Here is a 20,543-nt window from a genome sequence, read left to right on the forward strand (position 1 = left end):
CATTAGGTTAGATCAAGGTTTTGCCGTGGCGCACGAACGCAGGCTGCACCACGCGCACCGGGTACCATTTGCCGCGGATTTCCACCTCGGCCCGGTCAGCGGTCGCCATCGGAACGCGAGCCAGTGCAATGGATTTGCTCAACGTAGGAGAGAAACTACCACTGGTGATCTCTCCTTCGCCAATTTCTGCGACACGTACCACCTGATGCGCCCGCAAAACGCCGCGCTCTTCGAGCACCAATCCCACGAGTTTGAAGGCGGTTCCTTCAGCCCGTTCGCTCTCCAGTGCCTTGCGACCGATAAAATCACGGTCGGCAGGCTCCCAGGCGATGCTCCAGGCCATATTCGAGGCCAAGGGCGAAACATGTTCACCGATGTCCTGGCCATACAGGTTCATGCCCGCCTCAAGACGCAGCGTGTCGCGAGCGCCCAGGCCGATCGGCGAAATACCCGCGCCAACCAATTCATTGAAAAAGCGCTGGGCTTCCTCGGCAGGCAGCATGATCTCCAGGCCGTCCTCGCCGGTGTAGCCGGTGCGCGCGATAAACCAGTCACCGTCATCAAGCCCTTCGAACGGCTTGAGCTGGTGGATCAGTTCGGCGCGGGCGCTTGAAACCAGCTCGGCGATACGGGTTCTGGCCTTGGGGCCTTGAATGGCGAGCATTGCCATTTCACTGCGCTCGACCAGTTGCACGTCGAAGTCGCCCAGTTGCGCCTGCATCCAGGCAAGATCCTTGACGCCGGTCGCCGCGTTGACGACCAGCCGATAACCTTCAGGCGTGAGGTAGACGATCATGTCATCGATCACCCCGCCGCTCTCGTCCAGCATGGCGCTGTACAAGGCACGACCGGGGGTTTTGAGCTTGTCTACATCATTGGCCAGCAGACGACGCAGCCAGACCCGGGCCTGACGGCCGAGCACATCGATCACGTTCATGTGAGAGACATCGAAGACCCCACAGTCGCGACGCACCTGATGGTGTTCCTCGACCTGCGATCCGTAATGCAACGGCATGTCCCAGCCACCAAAATCGACCATTTTCGCGCCAAGGGCGAGGTGCAGGTCGAACAGGGGGGTACGCTGTCCCATGGGTTTCTCCTTCCGGGCGTGGCGAAGGTGCGGGCAGACGAGATCGGCAAGCCCCCCAATAAACCGGAGTTTGCAGCACGTAACAGCTGACCGAATTGTCTGACAGACCGCACCAATTGCGGCGCATTGTAGCCGCAAGTTGAGAACCCCGCACCTAGCCAGTCTGACAGGCAGAGCGGCGAATCAGCCCAATGACGGGTAATAGTCCTACAAGCACCAGCGACAAAGCTGGCAACGCAGCCCGTGCCCACTCGCCCTCGCTGGTCATTTCGAAGATGCGTACCGCCAGCGTATCCCAGCCAAACGGGCGCATCAGCAGGGTTGCCGGCATTTCCTTGAGCACATCGACGAACACCAGCAGCGCCGCGCTCAGCGCCCCTGGCACCAGCAACGGCAGATACACGTTGAGAAACAACTTTGGTCCGCTGACCCCCAGACTGCGCGCCGCTTCAGGCAATGACGGGCGGATACGCGACAGGCTGTGCTCCAACGGACCGAAGGCGACGGCGATGAAGCGCACCAGATAAGCCAGCAGCAAGGCCGAGAGGCTGCCCAGCAGCAAAGGCTTGCCTGCGCCGCCCAGCCAGCCGGACAGCGGAATGACCAGTTCGCGGTCCAGGTAACTGAACGCCAGCATGATTGAAACCGCCAGTACCGAGCCAGGCAATGCGTAGCCCAAATTGGCGAGGCTGACGCCGGAGCGGATCGCAGGCGTGGGCGCCATACGTCGGGCAAACGCCAGAATCAGCGCCACACTGACGGTGATCAACGCCGCCATGCCACCCAGATAGAGCGTGTGCAGAATCAGCCCTGTGTAGCGCTCATCCAGATCGAAGCGGCCACGCTGCCAGACCCAGACGATCAGTTGCAGCATCGGCACCACGAAAGCACAGAGAAACACCAGCCCACACCAGAAGCTCGCGGCCAATGCCTTGAGGCCGCGCAACCGGTAAAGCGCAGCGCCACGCGGACGCTCGTTGGCCGGTCGGCTTGCACCCCGGGCGCGGCGTTCGCCGTACAGCAGCACCAGCACGGCCAACAGCAGCAGGCTGGCCAGTTGCGCAGCGCTGGACAGGCTGAAGAAGCCGTACCAGGTCTTGTAGATGGCAGTGGTGAACGTGTCGAAGTTGAACACCGACACCGCACCAAAATCGGCCAGGGTTTCCATCAGGGCCAGCGCCACCCCCGCGCCGATGGCCGGACGCGCCATTGGCAGCGCCACGCGCCAGAACGCCTGCAGGGGTGTGTTGCCCAGCACTCGCGCAGCTTCCATCAAGCCCTTGCCCTGCGCCAGAAACGCCGTGCGCGCCAACAGGTAGACGTAAGGATAGAAAACCAGCACCAGGACGATGATCACCCCACCGGTGGAGCGCACCCGAGGCAGGCGCAGACCGGAGCCGAACCATTCGCGCAACAGGGTCTGCACCGGACCGGAAAAATCCAGCAGCCCGACGAATACGAACGCCAGCACATAGGCGGGGATCGCGAAAGGCAGCATCAGCGCCCAGTCCAGCCAGCGGCGACCGGGAAATTCACACAGGCTGGTGAGCCACGCCAGGCTCACCCCCAGCAACGTCACGCCCACGCCGACACCCAGCACCAGGATCAGCGTATTGCCCAGCAGACGCGCCATCTGGGTTTCGAGCAGGTGCGACCATATCTGCTGGTCAACCGTCTCCCACGACAGCAGCAAAACGCTCAGCGGCAGCACGACCAGCGCTGCGATGGCGAAAACCAGGGGGTACCAGCGGCGTTGGGCAGGATGGGCCACGGTGTTCTCGAAATCGGGATGGATGAGTGAGTGACAAGTCTCTGCGTCATTCGTCTAGGGCGCTGGAGCGCCCACCGTTACACACCCGGAAAATGGGGGGATGAACCGTAGTATCAGGCCGGACATACACCTTTGTGGGAGTGAGCTTGCTTACGAAAGCAACACATTTACGGGGCTGTGCCGGCCTCTTCGCGAGCAAGCTCGCTCCCACGAGTCTTATGTATAACGATAAGGCACTGGGTATTAAATCAATTCCAGCCCGCGCGATCCATCATGCGTATCGCTTCTGCCTGGCGCTTGCCTGCCACTTCGACCGGGATGGTGTCGGCCTTGAACAGCCCCCAGCTCGCCACTTCTTCTGAAGGCGCCACGTTCGGGTTGGCCGGGAACTCCTGATTGACGCTGGAGAAAATCTTCTGCGCCTCAGGGCCGGTCATCCACTCGACCAGAGCCTTGGCCGCTTCAGGGTGCGGAGCGTATTGGGTCAGACCGATACCCGACAGGTTGACGTGCACACCGCGATCCGCCTGGTTCGGCCAGAACAGCTTCACCGCCAGGTCCGGTTTTTCCTTGTGCAGGCGGCCGTAGTAATAGGAATTGACGATGCCCACGTCGCATTGCCCGGCATTGATCGCCTCAAGCACTGCGATGTCATCGGAGAACACGTCGGTGGACAGGTTGTTGACCCAGCCCTTGAGGATTTTCTCCGACGCTTCGGCACCGTGGGTTTCGATCAGCGTAGCGGTCAGCGACTGGTTATAGACCTTCTTCGCGGTACGCAGGCACAGGCGGCCTTCCCAGTTCTTGTCGGCCAGCGCCTCGTAGGTACTCAGCTCGGCAGGCTTCACGCGGTCGGTGGAATAGGCGATGGTGCGCGCGCGAAGGCTCAGACCGGTCCAGCCGTGCGTCGATGAGCGATACTGCGGCGGAATGTTGGCTTCGATCACCGGCGAGGTGAACGGCTGCAGGATACCCATCTGCTCGGCCTGCCAGAGGTTGCCCGCATCGACCGTCAGCAACAGGTCGGCGGTCGCATTCTGTCCCTCGGCCTTGATGCGCTGCATCAGCGGCGCTTCCTTGTCAGTGATGAATTTGATCTTCACCCCGGTACTGGCTGTGTACGCATCGAATACCGGCTTGATCAGCTCGTCGATCCGGGATGAATACACCACCACTTCATCGGCAGCCTGAGCGGTGCTGCCCAGTAAAGTCAGTGTCAGAGCAGCCAGAAGACGCTTGCTTGCCTGCATCGGGGTATCTCGCGTTCGCAAAGGAGGCGAAATGGTAGTGAATCCCATTTGCTATCTCAATCGAAGCGGCAGCGGAGCCGTTACCGGATGTGTCCAGGCTCGATCATGACCGGTGATCAGCACACAGCCCTGGCTCTGGAAAAGTTCGCGACCCGGCGCAGCTTGTCCACATCGAACACCTCCAGGTGCCCTTCTCCCAGGCGCACGATCCTGCGCTCATGCAGGTCCTGGAGCACTTCCAGCAAGGCCGGCGAGGCAAGCGCGAGACGCTGCGCGGCCTGAATGTCGTCCAGCGCAATCAGGCGTCTTGCCTGGCTCAACGGGCCATACCCCTCGCTGAGCATCAACAGGCGCCAGGCAACCCGCGCCCGCGGCGGCAGGCGACGCATTTTCTCGGGGCTCTGCAGTGGCAAGCCGACCTTCTGGCTGAGCAGTGCGGCAAACCAGCGCCAGTACTCGGGGTGCCTGTCGAGCAGCCGGGCCAGGAATGGCTGTGGGATGTGCAGGAAGATGCTCTGTTCCAGCGAGCAGACTTCGAAACGGCGCGGCAGCCCGTCAAACAGCGAGACTTCGCCAAACCAGCACGGCGCGCTTGCAGGTTCCACGTGCCTCAGCAGCCGCTGCTCGTGGGCACCGCCGATCCGCACGCGGCCCTCCAGCAGCACATAAACACCGCAGGGCAGATCGCCCTTGTCGAACAGCCGCTGGCCGGGCGTCTTGCGGCGCTGGCGGGCAGCCTCCAGCAGGCTATCCTGCAGATCGGCAGGCAGATGGGAAAACCAGTAATCGGATAGCAATCGTGACCGCCACGACACTCCATTTGTCATTTTTGCTCCCTTCTCTTTCAGCCATGCATGTTGTACAAGAAATCAGGCTCACGCCGGCCATCGTCTCAGGCAGGAATAATAATGAAAAACCTTGTCGATCATCTCAGCCAATACGCGGCTTATCACCGTGATTCGCGCAATATCGTGACGCACTTCGTGGGTATCCCACTGATCGTGCTGGCCGTGGCGGTGCTTCTCTCACGACCGGGATGGAATATAAGCGGGCTGTGGCTTTCACCGGCGGCGCTTCTGGCCCTGGGCTCGATGGTCTTTTACCTGCGACTCGACCGCGCTCTGGGCATCGTCATGGCGATATTACTGGCGCTGTGCATCTGGGCCGGGGCCGACCTTGCGCAGCAGCCAACCATGGTCTGGCTGAGTGCGGGCGTCGGGCTCTTTGTGATTGGCTGGATCATCCAGTTCGTCGGCCATTACTACGAGGGGCGCAAACCGGCCTTCATCGATGACCTGACCGGGCTGATCATCGGCCCGCTGTTTGTGGTCGCGGAGCTGGCGTTCCTGATGGGCCAGCGCAAACCGCTGCAGCACGCCATCGAAGAGCGCGTCGGCCCGGTCGGGCGTGCGACCCGCAAGGCGACGACCTAGGCGCGAAGCGCCGGGCACCGATCGTCACCAGCAACAACGATCAGTGCCCGCCTCTTAGCCGGCAAGCCCGGTGCTGTTCTGCAACCCGGCCAGCAACAGCCGCTGATACAACTCTTCGCGCAAGCCCTGCGGCTGGTCGAGCTGCATGCGTTGCAAGTGCGCAAGGAAGGCTTCGGGGTCCGGAGCATCGAGGGTCGCCTTGCCCAGCTCGAGGATTTCAGTGAGCTTGAGCTTGCTCTTCAGCCAGTTCAGGGCTCTCAGTAGATCGCGTTCCTCGGCGGTAAAGTCGCACCCCAGCGGGTACTCGGTAAACAGCGACGGATAGCGTGATGCGGTGTCCTTGAGGCGCTCGGGTGTGTTGTCAGTGAAGCGCGGATCGAGACGGAAGTCCTTGGGTAGCTTGCCAGCCTTTTGCGCCTGCTCGATCAGGCCCGATTGAAACCGCGAGTCGGTGATGTTCAGAATCCGCTCGATCACCGTCGCATCGGTCTGCCCACGCAGATCGGCGATGCCGTATTCGGTCACGACAATGTCGCGCAAGTGTCGGGGAATGGTGGTGTGGCCGTACTGCCAGACGATGTTGGAGCTGACCTCGCCGCCCGACTCGCGCCAGCTGCGCAGCATCAGAATCGAACGGGCGCCTTCCAGTGCATGGGCCTGCGCCACGAAGTTGTACTGACCGCCCACGCCACTGAGCACCCGGCCATCTTCCAGTTGATCAGCCACCGCCGCGCCCATCAGGGTGACGGTAAACGCGCTGTTGATGAAGCGCGCATCGCGGCGTTGCAGGCGCTTGAGTTCTTCCTGGCCGTAAAGCTCGTTGATGTAGCTGATGGCGGTCATGTTGAACTGCGCCAGCCGCTCGGCGGGCAGCTCGCGCAGTCGCGCGTAGAAACTGCGCGGGCCGAGGAAAAAGCCGCCATGCACGACTACGCCACCAGGATGGGCATCCTCATCCAGCGTGCCCATGTTGGCCAGCCGTTGCAGCTCTGCATCGGCATACACCTTGCGCCGCACGATGCCGGCATCGGCGAGTACCAGCAGGCCGTTGACGAACATTTCGCTGCAACCGTAAAGGCCGCTGGCGAACGGCTGAACGCCGCCCTCCCGATCTATCAGGGTCTGCCAGTTACTCATGTTCAACTCGGCCAGCAGGCCGCGCCAGGTTTCGTTATCGGCCTGACGGGCCAGCAGCGCGCCGGTCAGTGCATCGCCCATCGAGCCGATGCCGATCTGTAACGTGCCGCCGTCACGCACCAGCGTGCTGGCGTGCAGGCCGATCAGGTGGTCCTGATAGCCGACTGGCATATTGGGGGTGGAAAACAGCGTACTGCGCTCGTCTTCATCGATCAGCACATCAAAGGCGTCGACATCCAGTTCCGAGTCGCCCGGCATGTACGGCAGATCGGCATGCACCTGGCCGAGCATCAGAATGGTCTCCCCGGCGGCCCGGCGCTTGGCGATCATGGGCAACAGGTCGAGGGTCACGTCCGGGTTGCAGCTCAGGCTCAACGTGCCTGGACGCTGCTCGTCACGGGCCACCAGTTGCGCGACCAGATTCAGGCCGTTGGCGTTGATGTCGCGGGCGGCGTGGCTGTAATTGCTGCTGACGTAGTCTTGCTGGGCTGACTGGCTGTTGAGCAAACTGCCTGGCTGCATGAAGAATTGCTGCACATGGATATTGGCAGGAAGTTTGTCGCGGCGCAGTGCAGCCAGGAAATCGAGCTCCGGATAGTCAGCGAAGACACGCTCCAGAAACGGTTCGAGAAACCGCGCCTGCAAACCCTCCCCCGGCGTCGGCCGCCCGAGTGTCAGCGCGGTGTAGATCGTCAGCCGTCGTTCGGGCAACTCGCTGATGCGCTGGTATAACGCGTTGACGAAGCGGTTGGGCTTGCCCAGCCCCAGCGGCATGCCGAGGTGGATATGTTCGGGTAGCTGCGCAAGAACGTGATCGACGGCATGCTCGATGGAACAGGAATACGGCATCCCAGCTCTCCTGAATTGTTATTGGGTGCAGGTTGGACCGACGACAACGTCAAAGTGCTGCATGCTCTGCCGCGCAGAGCATCATCGTTACGCCCGGAACAAAAGGCTCCCAGGCTTCTGCCCGAAGGGCGTAGGAGCGAACTCGTTCGCGAAAGGGCGTGCACTATCGCCAAAAATGCATCGATCTAAACATCATCTTCGCCAGCAAGCGAAGCGTCGCCCGGCTCGCTCTCACAACACGCATGTACAGCGCCAGGTGCTCTAGCGTATGAACGAGAGCTCACCTCACTTCAGCCCGGACATGCTCTGAATGGCACTCTTCAGTTCATCGTTTGTGCAATCGCCGCAGGTGCCTTTCGCGGGCATGATGCCGAGGCCTTTGATAGTGCTGGCCAGCAGTCCATCAAGGCCGCCTTTTTGCTGAGCTCGCTGTTCCCAGGCCGCCGTGTCACCGATCTTCGGCGCGTTGAGCAGGCCGACGCTGTGACAGGCGACGCAATGGGCCGCGATGACGTCGTCAGGCGCTCGGGCGGTATCGGCGGCTTGCGCGTTGAACGCCCACAACGCCAGAACGCCTGCGCTGCTCAGAATCTTTCGGGTCAGTTTCACGCATCACTCATCGCAAGGGGCGGGTCAGAAATTGGCCGGGGTGGCCGCACTGATCAATCGTGCCGGGACGTCGAACGGGTTACGAAAGCGATGCGGCCGGGTGCTTTCGAAATAGTAGCTGTCACCCGCTTCGAGCACATAGGTATCCAGCCCGACCACCAGTTCCAGCCGACCCTCGACGAGGATGCCGGTCTCTTCGCCTTCGTGAACGAGCATCTCTTCCCCGGTGTCGGCACCCGGTGGGTAGGTCTCGGTGAGAAAGGCGATGGCGCGGCCCTGATGCGATTTGCCGACCAGCTTCATGGTCACTGCACCGTCCGAGATATCAATCAGCTCGCTGGCCTTGTACACCACTTGAGCTGCGTTCTCGGGCACGGATTCTTCCGAGAAAAATTCGACCATGGACATGGGGATGCCGCCGAGCACCTTGCGCAGCGAACTGATCGAAGGGCTGACACTGTTTTTTTCGATCATGGAGATGGTGCTGTTGGTCACACCTGCGCGCTTGGCGAGTTCACGCTGGGACAGGCCCTTGAGCTTGCGAATCGATTGCAGTCGTTCACCCACGTCCAATGCGATATTCCCCCAGGTTTTGTCAGGTCTAGTCGGTATGAACGCCATCATGGCAACAGCGTTCGATATTTACAACACTTCGACAGACACCTGACCCACTGCGGCCTGGGGCACAGAGAGATGAATCAGTCTTCGGAATAGATGCGCGGAACGCGACGCAGGTTGCAGAAGATTTCGTAGGGAATGGTTTCTGCACGCTGGGCCACTTCACTGGCGAGCACCTGCTTGCCCCACAGCTCGACACGGCTGCCAAGCCCGGCCTGCGGCACATCGGTGAGGTCGACGCAGAGCATGTCCATGGACACCCGTCCGAGCAGTCTGGACGGCTGGCCGTCGATCTGCACGGGCGTGCCGGTCGGCGCGTGACGCGGATAGCCGTCGGCGTAGCCCATCGCTACTACGCCGATACGCAAAGGCCGGTCACAGACAAATGTCGCGCCATAGCCCACGGGCTCACCAACGGGCAGTTCACGCACGCTGATGATCTTCGATTCCAGGGTCATCACCGGTTGCAGGCGATCCGCCAGCGGGTGCACCTGATCAAACGGCGTAGCACCGTAGAGCATGATGCCCGGACGCGACCAGTCGCTCGGGATCTGTGGCCAGCCCAGCACCGCCGGGGAGTTTTTCAGGCTGGTTTCCGCTGCCAGCCCCTTGCGAAAGGTCTCGAATACGGCAAGCTGCTCATCACTGCAGGCACTGTTCAGCTCATCGGCGCGGGAGAAGTGGCTCATCAGCACGATTCTGGCCACTTTGCCGGTTGCCAGCAGACGCTGATAAGCCGCCTGGTACTCGTGAGGATGCAGGCCAACCCGGTGCATGCCGGTATCGAGCTTGAGCCAGACCGTTATCGGTTTGCCCAGGCGCGCCTGCTCGATGGCTTCCAGTTGCCAGGTCGCGTGTACAACGGTCCACAGGTCATGCTCGACAATCAGCGCCAGCTCGTCGGCCTCGAAAAAGCCTTCAAGCAGCAGGACCGGCGCACGAATGCCTGCCGCACGCAGCTCCAGAGCTTCTTCAATGCAAGCCACTGCAAAACCGTCGGCCTGCGCTTCAAGCGCCTGTGCGACGCGCACCGCGCCGTGACCATAGGCATCGGCCTTGACGACGGCGAGCGCTTTGCCGCCGCTGTTTTCACGGGCCAATTGGTAGTTGTGACGCAGTGCCTGAAGATCGATAAAGGCGCGGGCTGGACGCATGATGACGTTACTTGCCTGAAAGGATGGAAAGGGAGAGGGCGAACCCGACGCAGGGACGCGCCGGGCAACAAGGCTCAAGGCAGCGCGGCGACCACCGACAGTTCAACGAGCATTTCGGGCTGGCACAGCTTGGCCTCGACCGTTGCGCGTGCAGGCGCGAAACCCTTGGGCAGCCATTTGTCCCAGACGCTGTTCATGCCGGCGAAGTGGGCATTGATATCTTTCAGGTAAATGGTGACCGACAGGATACGCGTCTTGTCGGTGCCGGCCAGGTCAAGCAGGCGCTCGATGCTGTTCAGTACCTCTCGGGTCTGCTGCTCGACATCCGCAGTCATGTCATTGCCGACCTGGCCCGACAGATAGACGGTGCCATTGTGGACAACGACCTGACTCATGCGCTCATTGGTGAGCTGGCGCTGGATTGACATGCTGTGCATTCTCCTGAGTGTTGCCGTAACGAGAGATATCAAGGCCTTCAGCACTGATACGGGGTGTCTTGCGGGCAATGAGGTCTGCCAGCAAGCGACCGGAACCACACGCCATCGTCCAGCCCAGAGTGCCATGGCCGGTATTGAGGAACAGGTTACGGAACGGTGTTGCACCCACAATCGGTGTGCCGTCGGGCGTGGTCGGACGCAACCCGGTCCAGAAATCGGCCTGGGTCAGGTCGCCGCCCTGAGGATAGAGGTCACCGACGATCATCTCCAGTGTTTCGCGTCGACGCGGATTGAGCGACAGGTCAAAACCGGCTATTTCCGCCATGCCACCGACGCGGATCCGGTTGTCGAAACGGGTGATCGCGACTTTATAGGTTTCATCGAGAATGGTCGAAGTCGGTGCCATGTCCGGGTTGGTGATCGGCACGGTCAGCGAGTAGCCCTTCAGCGGATAGACCGGCGCCTTGATGCCCAGCGGTTTGAGCAACTGCGGCGAGTAACTGCCCAGCGCCAGCACGTAACGATCGGCGGTTTCGAGCTTGCCGTCGATCCACACGCCATTGATGCGGTCGCCAGCGTGGTCGAGGCGTTCGATGTTTTGCCCGTAGCGGAACTCGACACCCAGCGCCACGGCCATTTCCGCCAGGCGCGTGGTGAACAACTGACAGTCACCCGTCTGGTCATTGGGCAGGCGCAATGCACCGCTGAGGATGCCGGTCACACCGGCCAGGGCGGGCTCGACACGGGCAATGCCTTCGCGATCCAGCAGTTCGTAAGGAACACCGGACTGCTCGAGCACAGCGATGTCCTTGGCGGCGTTGTCCAGCTGGGCCTGGGTCCGGAACAACTGCGTGGTGCCCAGGCTGCGCCCTTCGTAGGCGATGCCGGTCTCGAGGCGCAGTCCATCCAGACAATCGCGACTGTATTCGGACAGGCGTACCATGCGTTCTTTATTGACGGCATAACGGCTGGCCGTGCAGTTGCGCAGCATTTGCGCCATCCACAGGTACTGATCGATATCCGCCGTCGCCTTGATCGCCAATGGCGCATGGCGCTGCAGCAGCCATTTGAGCGCTTTGAGCGGAACACCCGGCGCAGCCCATGGCGAGGCATAGCCCGGAGAAACCTGGCCGGCATTGGCAAAACTGGTTTCCATGGCGGCAGCAGGCTGACGGTCAACGACGGTCACCTGGAAACCGGCACGCGCCAGATAATAAGCACTGGTTGTACCGATAACGCCACTACCCAGGACCAGAACGCGCATGTCGATGACCTCATCGCGGATATCCGCTGATAATTCGAAGTTTTAAGCAAGGATGTGCGCAGTATATTGAGCAATGGGCAGTGCTTCTCACTGTATAAAGATCTATATTTGGTGTTTATTCGCGGCGATAAACGCTTTGCTAGAGGGGAAATGACCCGTGCGCACTCAACACCAGTCAAATCGTGAGCTGGACAAGATCGATCGCAATATTCTGCGCATCCTGCAGGCCGACGGGCGCATCTCGTTCACCGAGCTTGGCGAGCGGGTCGGCCTGTCAACTACGCCCTGTACAGAGCGGGTGCGCAGGCTGGAACGCGAGGGGATCATCATGGGCTACACCGCCCGGCTGAATCCGCAAAGCCTCAAGGCCAGCCTGCTGGTATTCGTCGAGATCAGCCTGGACTACAAGTCTGGCGACACCTTTGAAGAATTCCGCCGTGCCGTGCTGAAGCTTCCCCATGTGCTGGAGTGCCATCTGGTGTCCGGCGACTTCGACTACCTGGTCAAGGCGCGGATTTCCGAAATGGCGTCCTACCGCAAACTGCTGGGCGATATCCTGCTCAAACTGCCGCACGTGCGTGAGTCCAAGAGCTACATCGTCATGGAGGAAGTCAAAGAGAGCCTGAATCTGCCGATTCCCGACTGATTGCCTGCTATACGAGTACCTGGCGAGTCGAGGCCATGTACTCATGAATCTGCTTTTCGACCCGTGGGTGGATCAACTCGACCGGCCGACGGCCATTCGGGCAGGGCAGGCTTGCGGTGGTGCCGAACAGGCGGCAGATCAGCGGGCGTTCGTCATACACGGTGCAGCCTTGCGGACCAAGGTGTACGCAATTGAGTTCGTCCAGTGCAGCGTCCTGTTCGGCGGCCGTCTTGCGCGGCAGACGCGACATTTCTTCGGGCGACGTGGTCACCGGCCCACAGCAGTCGTGGCAGCCGGGCACACACTCGAACGAAGGAATCTGGCGACGCAGATCCGCTATTTTCTGACGGTTGCAGCTCATTGACTCGACCACTCATACATAAGGCCGCAAGTTTGCCTCAGTTGGCAGGCTCATGACAGCGGCTTATCCTCCCGACACGCCATCCGCCACCAACAGGACACGCTCATGAACGCCCGCGTTCAGCACCCGACTCGTCACGATCAGCACGCTGCTTCCTACTACGCCGCCAGCAGTCATGCGCAAGCGGATCATCCTGCGCTGCAAGGTGAGGTGAAGGTGGATGTGTGCGTAGTAGGCGGTGGATTCTCCGGACTCAACACTGCCATCGAACTGGCCGAGCGCGGGTTCAGCGTGGCGCTGCTCGAAGCGCGCAAGATCGGTTGGGGGGCCAGCGGGCGCAATGGCGGTCAGTTGATTCGCGGGGTCGGTCATGGCGTCGAACAGTTCGCCAATGTCATCGGCAGCGAAGGCGTGCGGCAGCTCAAGCTGCTGGGCATCGAGGCCGTCGAGATCGTACGTCAGCGCATCGAACGGCATGCTATCGATTGCGACCTGAAATGGGGTTATTGCGATCTGGCCAACAAACCGCGCGACCTGCACAGCCTTGCCGAAGATGCAGAAGAGTTGCGCGGCCTGGGTTATCGCCATGCACTGCAGTTGCTGCAACCCGAAGAGATGCACAGGGTGGTGGGCTCCTCACGCTATGTCGGTGGCCTGATCGACATGGGCTCGGGGCATTTGCATCCGTTGAACCTTGCCTTGGGCGAAGCGGCTGTGGCGCAGTCGCTCGGCGTCCAGTTGTACGAACACTCAGCGGTGACGAACATCGATTATGGCCCGCAGGTTCGGGTGCATACAGCGGGCGGTTCGGTGCAGGCGCAGACCCTGGTGCTGGGTTGCAACGCCTACCTCAATGACTTGAATCCGGAAATCAGCGGCAAGGTGTTGCCTGCCGGCAGCTACATCATCGCCACCGAGCCATTGAGCGAAGCGCAGGCCCGTGAAGTGTTGCCGCAGGACATGGCGGTCTGCGATCAGCGGGTGACGGTGGATTACTACAGGCTGTCTGCCGACCGCCGTTTGCTGTTCGGCGGCGCCTGCCATTACTCGGGGCGTGACCCTCAGGATATCGCCGCGTACATGCGACCGAAGATGCTCGATGTGTTTCCACAACTGGCCTCAGTGAAGATCGATTACCAGTGGGGCGGAATGATCGGCATCGGCGCCAATCGCCTGCCGCAAATTGGCCGGCTCAAGCAGCACCCCAACGTGTTTTATGCTCAGGCCTACTCGGGCCACGGTCTGAATGCCACGCATCTGGCAGGCCGACTGCTGGCCGAAGCCATCGCCGGGCAACACAGCGATGGTTTCGAGTTGTTCGCCAAAGTGCCGCACATGACCTTTCCCGGCGGCAAGCACTTGCGCTCGCCTCTGCTGGCATTAGGCATGCTCTGGCACCGCCTTAAAGAGCTGCGCTAGGCTCAGGGCCTCCAGAACGGCTTCATCGCCTCGACCCGCGCCTGACGGAAATCCAGCCCGATGTCGCGCAACTGGTCGTCCGTCAGTGTCAGCAAGGTACGGCGTGACAACCAGCGATGGCGATACAGTGCCCAGCGCCCCATGCCTGCCAACAGATCGGCCTTGTTCGAGCGGACCGTTCTGACCGCCGCTGGCCGATACTCATTCAATTCATGGCTGTGAAGCGCAAGGCGCACATCGCTGAACCCGTTCATGTCCTGCTCCCTCATTCTGGGTGGGTGTGGGTTCATGATGCAGCGAACAGCAAAACCAATACAGATTCAAAAGTCCTTTATATTTTCCATACAGAAGATTCAAAAACGCCACTGAATGCTATATTTTCGGCCAATCTGTATTTTGCTTTACCGCATTCGACTTTCTGAGAGTATGCCATGACGCTCTACGTCAACCTCGCCGAACTGCTCGGCTCGCGCATCGAAAACGGCTTCTATCGCCCCGGCGACCGCCTGCCCTCGGTACGCGCGTTGAGCGTCGAACATGGCGTCAGCCTGAGTACCGTGCAGCAGGCGTACCGGGTGCTGGAAGACAATGGGCTGGCCGCGCCGAAACCCAAGTCCGGCTATTTCGTCTCGGTCAGCCGAAAAGCCCCTGCGCTGCCAGCGGTCGGCAGGCCTGTGCAGCGGCCTGTGGATATCTCTCAATGGGATCAGGTACTGGACCTGATTCGCGTGGCACCTCTTGAAGCCGTCACGCAACTGGGGCGCGGCATGCCCGATGTCACCAGCCCGACCCTGAAACCGCTGATGCGCGCGCTGAGTCAGTTGAGTCGCCATCAGGACATGCCGGGCCTGTATTACGACAACATCTACGGCGTGCGCAGGCTGCGCGAGCAGATTGCCAGGCTGATGCTCGACTCGGGCTGCAACCTGACCGCCAATGACCTGATCGTCACCAATGGCTGTCATGAAGCGCTGTCAGCGAGTGTCCGGGCCATCTGCTCGCCGGGGGACATCGTGGCGGTGGACTCGCCAAGCTTCTTCGGCGCCATGCAAACGCTCAAGGGCGTGGGCATGAAAGCCATGGAAATCCCTACCGACCCGTTGACCGGCATCAGCCTCGAAGCACTGGAACTGGCGCTGGAGCAATGGCCGATCAAGGTCATTCAGCTGACGCCCAACTGCAACAACCCGCTGGGTTATGTCATGCCTGAAGCACGCAAGCGGGCACTGCTGACCCTGGCGCAGCGCTTCGACGTGGCGATCATCGAAGATGATGTGTATGGAGACCTGGCCTACAACTACCCTCGCCCGCGCACCATCAAATCCTTCGACGAGGACGGTCGCGTGCTGTTGTGCAGTTCGTTTTCCAAGACCCTGGCGCCCGGGCTGCGAATCGGCTGGGTAGCGCCGGGCCGCTATCTGGAGCAGGTGCTGCACATGAAATACATCGGCACCGGCTCGACCGCCCCGCAGCCACAATTGGCCATTGCCGACTTCATCGAAGGCGGCCATTACGAGCCACATGTGCGGCGCATGCGTAGCCAATATCAGCGTAGTCGCGACCAGATGATCGACTGGGTGATGCGCTACTTCCCTGAAGGCACCCGCGCCAGCCGACCACAAGGCGGCTTCATGCTGTGGGTGGAACTGGCCGAAGGCTTCGACACCCTGCGCCTGAACCGCGCCTTGCTGGACAAGGGTGTGCAGATCGCTGTGGGCAGTATCTTTTCGGCATCGGGCAAGTACCGCAACTGCATGCGCATGAACTTCGCGACCAAACCCAACCGCGAAATCGAGAGCGCTGTGCGTATCGTGGGCGAGACAATTGCACTACTGAATGCGCAAACTGACTGATGCGGGCAAATCTTTCCCGGTTTTGCGGGTCATATCGCCAAGTCGAGCCATGTCCAGACGCGGAAGATCAATTTGAATAACTCATGGGCCTTGCCCTTTTGCTTGCTGGTTGCGTTATGCGTCAGCGGTTGCGCGCATCAACAGCTCGCCAGTGAGCCAAGCCAGGCCATGCCGCCTTCAGGCTCCGCGTTCGGCCGTTCGATCCAGGCCATGGCCATGCCCCACGAGGGACGTTCTGGCTTTCGTCTGTTGCCTGACAGTAGTGACGCTTTCAAGGCTCGCGCCGAACTGATCCGCAATGCAAAAAGCAGCCTTGATCTGCAGTATTACATCGTCCACGACGGCCTGAGCACGCGCGCCCTGATCGATGAACTGCTCAAGGCGGCAGACCGTGGCGTACGCGTGCGTATCCTGCTGGACGACACCACCAGCGACGGTCTGGATCAGGCCATCGCCACCCTGGCCGCTCACCCGAACATTCAGATTCGCCTGTTCAACCCGCAAAACCTGGGGCGCGAGACCGGCATCACCCGCAGCCTCGGGCGCCTGATGAACCTGTCGCGCCAGCACCGGCGCATGCACAACAAGCTATGGCTGGCCGACAGCAGCGTGGCCATCGTCGGCGGGCGCAACCTGGGCGATGAATACTTCGATGCCGAGCCGAACCTGAATTTCACCGATATCGACATGCTCAGCGTGGGGCCGGTGGCCGAGCAGCTCGGCCACAGCTTCGACCAGTACTGGAACAGCACACTCAGCAAGCCTATCGATGAGTTCATCTATTTCCGGCCAGACGGAGAGGATCTGGCCGAGGCCCGGCGCAAGCTGGACGATTCTCTGGAGCAGGCGCACCAGCAGCACAAGGCGCTGTATGAGCGATTGATGGCCTACAAGACCCAGCCGCGCATGAAAACCTGGCTCAACGAGCTGGTCTGGGCGTACAACCAGGCGCTGTGGGATGCACCGACCAAGGTACTGGCGCAGGGCGAGCCTGATCCGCACCTGCTGCTGACCACGCAACTGGCGCCTGAACTGCTGAACAAGCACAAGGAACTGATGCTGATCTCGGCCTACTTTGTGCCGGGCCAGGAAGGCTTGCTGTACCTGACCGGCCGGGCCGATGCCGGTGTCAATGTCAGCCTGCTGACCAACTCCCTGGAAGCCACCGACGTGCCTGCCGTGCATGGCGGCTATGCGCCGTACCGCAAGGCACTGCTGGAGCATGGCGTGAAGCTCTTCGAGCTGCGCCGACAGCCTGGCGATACCGAGACGATGCGCGGCAGCGGTCCGCATCTGTTCAAGAAAAGCCATTCTCTGGTCAGTTCCGAATCGAGCCTGCACAGCAAGGCGATGATCTTTGATCGGCAGAAGGTCTTTGTCGGCTCATTCAACTTCGATCCGCGCTCTGTGCTGTGGAATACCGAAGTGGGCGTGTTGGTCGACAGCCCGCAACTGGCCGAACAACTGCGCGAACTGACCTTGCAGGGCATGGCCCCGTCGCTCACCTACGAAGCGCGGCTGGAGGACGGCAAAGTGGTGTGGGTGACCGAAGACAACGGGCAGATCCACACCCTGTATACCGAACCGGGCGACTGGTGGCGGCGTTTCAATGCGTGGATGAGCCGCGCCATCGGCCTGGAAAGAATGCTTTAAGCGGGCGCAGCCTGCGTATCGCCGAACGCACCGCGTCGCCGGATCAGTATCAGCAGACCCAAGGCACCTGCAGCCATCATCAGCGGCAAGGCCTCACCGCTGACCCACTGGCTGCCCGCGCCGGCTATCAACGGGCCGAGCAGGCAGCCGATGCCCCACAGTTGAGCGACATGCGCGTTGGCGCGGACCAGCGAATCATCGCGATAGCGTTCGCCGATCAGAATCAGCGACAGGGTAAACAGCCCACCGGCACTGGCACCGAAGACGGTCCACAGCGGCCAGATCAGAACAGTGTCGATCAGCAATGGCACCAGCAGACTGGACGCCAGCAGCAAGGCGGCACAGCCGGTGAACATCGCGCGACGTGAAATGCGGTCGGCGAGCATGCCGATCGGCAGTTGCAGCAGCGCGTCACCGACCACCACCACGCTGACCATGATCAGGGCGATTTCCGGGGTGAAGCCGTGGCGTATGCAGTAAAGCGGCAACAGGGTGAGGATCAGCGCTTCGAACGCAGCAAACAGGGCGACCGCCCAGGCGATGGCAGGCATGCCGCGACAGAAGCCGGACAGATCGGCAAACGTCACGTTGCAGGATTCGGTCGACGGCGCGCCGGTGCGCCCCAACAGCAGAAACGGTGAGCCGACCAGCAGCGCCACGCCAATCCAGAAACCGTAGTCGGCCTCGGTGCCGATCACGCCGAGCAGCAGCGGACCTGCCAGTTGGCTCAATGCGTAGGTGCTGCCATACAGCGCCACCAGACGCCCGCGCAGGCGCTCGATGACCAGCTGATTGATCCAGCTTTCACCCAGCACGAAGACGATGGTCAGAATGACCCCGAGGGTCAGGCGCAAGACCAGCCAGATCCAGTAATACGGTAGCAGCGCCAGCGCGCCGACCGAAAACGCCCCGGCCCACAGACACAGGCGCATCAGATTGGCCGTGCCGAAGCGCGCCGCCAGACGACTGGCCAGCGCCGCGCCGAGCAGCACGCCCACCGCAGGCATCGCCGCCATAATGCCAATGGCGAACGAGCCATAGCCCCAGCCTGCCAGCCGCAATGAAACCAGCGGCATGCTGACGCCCATTGCCAGACCAACGCCCAGCACGGACGCCAGCACAGCAAAATAAGTACCCCAACGCATTTCCACGCTCCTGCCCAGCGCTGCGCTGCGCTCTCTTCGCCTTGTACAAATCCTGAAATGTCCATCGAGCCAATGGCACGCAGAGCTTGGGAACGATGAGCAATCTTGAGGTCCCATCGCGCCAATGCTTCGCGTTGGCATGCATCCCGTGACGCTCCGCGTCACAGATCTGCGCCGTTGCGCACATCCAAGCCAGGACGCGGAGCGTCCAGAACCACACGCCCACGCAGAGCGTGGGAGCGATGATCGTGAGACCCCATCTTGCCAATGCTCCGAGGGCAGAGCCTGGGAGCGATAGGCAAATGACTACAACTTGATCCAGGTCGCCTTCAGTTCGGTGTATTTGTCGAACGCATGCAGCGACTTGTCACGACCGTTGCCCGACTGCTTGAAGCCGCCGAACGGTGCGGTCATGTCGCCGCCGTCGTACTGGTTGACCCATACACTGCCTGCGCGCAAAGCCTTGGCGGTCAGGTGTGCCTTGGAGATGTTCGCGGTCCATACGGCAGCCGCCAGACCATACTGCGTGTCGTTGGCGATCTGGATCGCCTCTTCGGCAGAATCGAACGTCAGTACCGAAAGCACCGGACCAAAGATTTCTTCCTGAGCGATTTTCATCGCGTTGTTCACACCGTCGAAAATGGTCGGCTCGACATAGGTGCCGCCGGTCTCCTGCAGAATGCGCTTGCCGCCCGCAACCAGCTTGGCACCATCGGAGTGCCCCGCCTCGATGTAGGACAACACGGTATTCATCTGCTGGGTATCGACCAGCGCGCCCACGGTGGTCGCAGGGTCGAGCGGGTTGCCGGGCTTCCAGGCGCTCAGCGCCTCGATCACCATCGGCAGGAAGCGATCCTTGATGGAGCGCTCGACCAGCAAGCGTGAACCGGCGGTGCAGACTTCGCCCTGGTTGAAGGCAATCGCGCTGGCGGCGGCGCTGGCGGCGGCCTGCAGATCAGGCGCGTCGGCAAAGACGATATTCGGGCTCTTGCCGCCGGCTTCCAGCCACACGCGCTTCATGTTCGATTCGCCTGCATAGATCATCAACTGCTTGGCGATTTTGGTCGAGCCAGTGAAGACCACGGTGTCCACGTCCATATGCAGGGCAAGCGCCTTGCCGACGGTGTGGCCATAGCCAGGCAGCACGTTGAGTACGCCCGCAGGAATACCCGCCTCAATGGCCAGTTGTGCGATACGAATGGCCGTCAGCGGAGATTTTTCCGATGGCTTGAGGATGACCGAGTTGCCGGTGGACAGCGCCGGGCCCAGCTTCCAGCAGGCCATCATCAGCGGAAAATTCCACGGTACGATGGCGGCCACGACACCCACCGGCTCGCGCGTTACCAGACCCAGTTGGTCATGAGGCGTTGCCGCGACTTCGTCATACAGTTTATCGATGGCCTCGCCGCTCCAGCTCAGGGCTCTGGCAGCACCAGGAATGTCGACGCCGAACGAGTCGCCAATCGGCTTGCCCATGTCCAGGGTTTCAAGCAAAGCCAGTTCTTCGGCATTGTGCTTGAGCAGCTCGGCGAAACGGATCATCGTTTCTTTGCGCTTGGCCGGAGCCAGTCGCGACCAGGCACCGGAGTTGAAGGCGCTGCGCGCACTGTCGACCGCGCGTTGTGCGTCAGCGGTATCGCAGCTGGCAACCTTGGCAAGCATCCGGCCATCGACCGGGCTGATGCAGTCAAACGTCTCGCCGGAGGAGGCTGCGGTGTATTCACCTTGAATGAAGGCACGGCCTTCGATCTTCAAATTCTGGGCGCGTTGCTCCCAGTCAGCACGAGTCAGGGTGGTCATTTGCATGTCCTCCTCTTGTTGAATGTGGGTGTGTCATGGTTGATTAAAGACACA

At 61.1% G+C, this 20,543-nt stretch carries 19 protein-coding genes; 5 read left to right on the plus strand and 14 right to left on the minus strand.

The features are described 5' to 3' along the window. Positions 1-7 precede the first annotated feature (7 nt). The 4 genes from gcvT to ACW55A_RS23430 all read right to left on the minus strand — a co-directional run bounded on the left by gcvT (position 8) and on the right by ACW55A_RS23430 (position 4,938). Positions 8-1,090 carry a glycine cleavage system aminomethyltransferase GcvT gene (gene gcvT, locus ACW55A_RS23415; RefSeq protein WP_003347470.1) on the minus strand — a complete coding sequence of 361 codons (1,083 nt, stop codon included), beginning with the start codon at positions 1,088-1,090 and terminating at the stop codon, positions 8-10. A gap of 154 nt (positions 1,091-1,244) precedes the next feature. After that, complete coding sequence (locus tag ACW55A_RS23420) at positions 1,245-2,861, minus strand: ABC transporter permease (RefSeq protein WP_498811651.1); 1,617 nt, start codon at positions 2,859-2,861, stop codon at positions 1,245-1,247. A gap of 248 nt (positions 2,862-3,109) precedes the next feature. After that, positions 3,110-4,111 (minus strand): extracellular solute-binding protein, encoded by a 1,002-nt coding sequence (locus ACW55A_RS23425; RefSeq protein ID WP_455808328.1) that lies wholly within the window; start codon positions 4,109-4,111, stop codon positions 3,110-3,112. 116 nt (positions 4,112-4,227) lie between these two features. After that, positions 4,228-4,938 (minus strand): Crp/Fnr family transcriptional regulator, encoded by a 711-nt coding sequence (locus ACW55A_RS23430; RefSeq protein WP_024663333.1) that lies wholly within the window; start codon positions 4,936-4,938, stop codon positions 4,228-4,230. Between the two features lie 81 nt (positions 4,939-5,019). Between ACW55A_RS23430 and ACW55A_RS23435 the strand changes: the two genes are divergently transcribed. Then, the gene (locus ACW55A_RS23435) at positions 5,020-5,544 is read left to right on the plus strand and encodes an Mpo1 family 2-hydroxy fatty acid dioxygenase (protein WP_065350878.1); all 525 of its coding nucleotides are present in this window, start codon (positions 5,020-5,022) and stop codon (positions 5,542-5,544) included. Positions 5,545-5,598: 54 nt separating this feature from the next. On the opposite strand, the gene ACW55A_RS23440 is transcribed toward ACW55A_RS23435, so the two are convergent. From ACW55A_RS23440 to dadA, 6 genes are all read right to left on the minus strand, one after another. Next, positions 5,599-7,530 (minus strand): acetyl-CoA hydrolase/transferase C-terminal domain-containing protein, encoded by a 1,932-nt coding sequence (locus tag ACW55A_RS23440; protein WP_003432195.1) that lies wholly within the window; start codon positions 7,528-7,530, stop codon positions 5,599-5,601. Positions 7,531-7,815: 285 nt separating this feature from the next. Beyond that, positions 7,816-8,139 carry a c-type cytochrome gene (locus ACW55A_RS23445; RefSeq protein WP_122267367.1) on the minus strand — a complete coding sequence of 108 codons (324 nt, stop codon included), beginning with the start codon at positions 8,137-8,139 and terminating at the stop codon, positions 7,816-7,818. 24 nt (positions 8,140-8,163) lie between these two features. Beyond that, positions 8,164-8,706: a cupin domain-containing protein gene (locus ACW55A_RS23450; RefSeq protein ID WP_498811683.1), complete on the minus strand. Its 543-nt coding sequence runs from the start codon at positions 8,704-8,706 to the stop codon at positions 8,164-8,166. A 131-nt stretch (positions 8,707-8,837) separates the two neighbouring features. Next, entirely contained in the window at positions 8,838-9,911 is a 1,074-nt protein-coding gene (gene alr, locus ACW55A_RS23455) for an alanine racemase (protein WP_248672454.1), read from the minus strand. A gap of 74 nt (positions 9,912-9,985) precedes the next feature. After that, positions 9,986-10,339: a RidA family protein gene (locus ACW55A_RS23460; RefSeq protein WP_003432191.1), complete on the minus strand. Its 354-nt coding sequence runs from the start codon at positions 10,337-10,339 to the stop codon at positions 9,986-9,988. Then, positions 10,311-11,612 (minus strand): D-amino acid dehydrogenase, encoded by a 1,302-nt coding sequence (gene dadA, locus ACW55A_RS23465; protein ID WP_498811652.1) that lies wholly within the window; start codon positions 11,610-11,612, stop codon positions 10,311-10,313. Before dadA ends, ACW55A_RS23460 begins: the two co-directional genes overlap by 29 nt. A 157-nt stretch (positions 11,613-11,769) precedes the next feature. Here dadA and dadR point away from each other — a divergent pair, with 157 nt between their 5' ends. Beyond that, positions 11,770-12,258 (plus strand): transcriptional regulator DadR, encoded by a 489-nt coding sequence (gene dadR, locus ACW55A_RS23470; RefSeq protein ID WP_003314011.1) that lies wholly within the window; start codon positions 11,770-11,772, stop codon positions 12,256-12,258. A 7-nt stretch (positions 12,259-12,265) separates the two neighbouring features. Here the strand turns inward: dadR and ACW55A_RS23475 are convergent, their stop codons facing one another. Beyond that, on the minus strand, positions 12,266-12,619 hold the full coding sequence (locus tag ACW55A_RS23475; protein ID WP_003314010.1) for a YkgJ family cysteine cluster protein: 354 nt from the start codon (positions 12,617-12,619) through the stop codon (positions 12,266-12,268). 105 nt (positions 12,620-12,724) lie between these two features. Here ACW55A_RS23475 and ACW55A_RS23480 point away from each other — a divergent pair, with 105 nt between their 5' ends. Beyond that, positions 12,725-14,038: an NAD(P)/FAD-dependent oxidoreductase gene (locus ACW55A_RS23480; RefSeq protein WP_455808331.1), complete on the plus strand. Its 1,314-nt coding sequence runs from the start codon at positions 12,725-12,727 to the stop codon at positions 14,036-14,038. A 2-nt stretch (positions 14,039-14,040) separates the two neighbouring features. Here ACW55A_RS23480 and ACW55A_RS23485 read toward each other — a convergent pair whose 3' ends face one another. Next, entirely contained in the window at positions 14,041-14,292 is a 252-nt protein-coding gene (locus ACW55A_RS23485; RefSeq protein ID WP_003432188.1) for a DUF1127 domain-containing protein, read from the minus strand. A 177-nt stretch (positions 14,293-14,469) separates the two neighbouring features. Here ACW55A_RS23485 and ACW55A_RS23490 point away from each other — a divergent pair, with 177 nt between their 5' ends. Together ACW55A_RS23490 and ACW55A_RS23495 are read left to right on the plus strand one after the other, a co-directional pair. Further along, a complete protein-coding gene (locus ACW55A_RS23490) occupies positions 14,470-15,891 on the plus strand; it encodes an aminotransferase-like domain-containing protein (protein WP_455808333.1) in 1,422 nt (473 codons plus the stop codon). A 72-nt stretch (positions 15,892-15,963) separates the two neighbouring features. After that, a complete protein-coding gene (locus ACW55A_RS23495; protein ID WP_455808334.1) occupies positions 15,964-17,544 on the plus strand; it encodes a phospholipase D family protein in 1,581 nt (526 codons plus the stop codon). Here ACW55A_RS23495 and ACW55A_RS23500 read toward each other — a convergent pair. Beyond that, positions 17,541-18,689: an MFS transporter gene (locus ACW55A_RS23500; RefSeq protein WP_058397840.1), complete on the minus strand. Its 1,149-nt coding sequence runs from the start codon at positions 18,687-18,689 to the stop codon at positions 17,541-17,543. The genes ACW55A_RS23495 and ACW55A_RS23500 overlap by 4 nt on opposite strands. A 306-nt stretch (positions 18,690-18,995) precedes the next feature. After that, positions 18,996-20,489 carry an aldehyde dehydrogenase gene (locus tag ACW55A_RS23505; protein ID WP_058397904.1) on the minus strand — a complete coding sequence of 498 codons (1,494 nt, stop codon included), beginning with the start codon at positions 20,487-20,489 and terminating at the stop codon, positions 18,996-18,998. Positions 20,490-20,543: the final 54 nt, after the last annotated feature.

This window comes from Plantibacter cousiniae (nom. nud.), assembly GCF_977070315.1.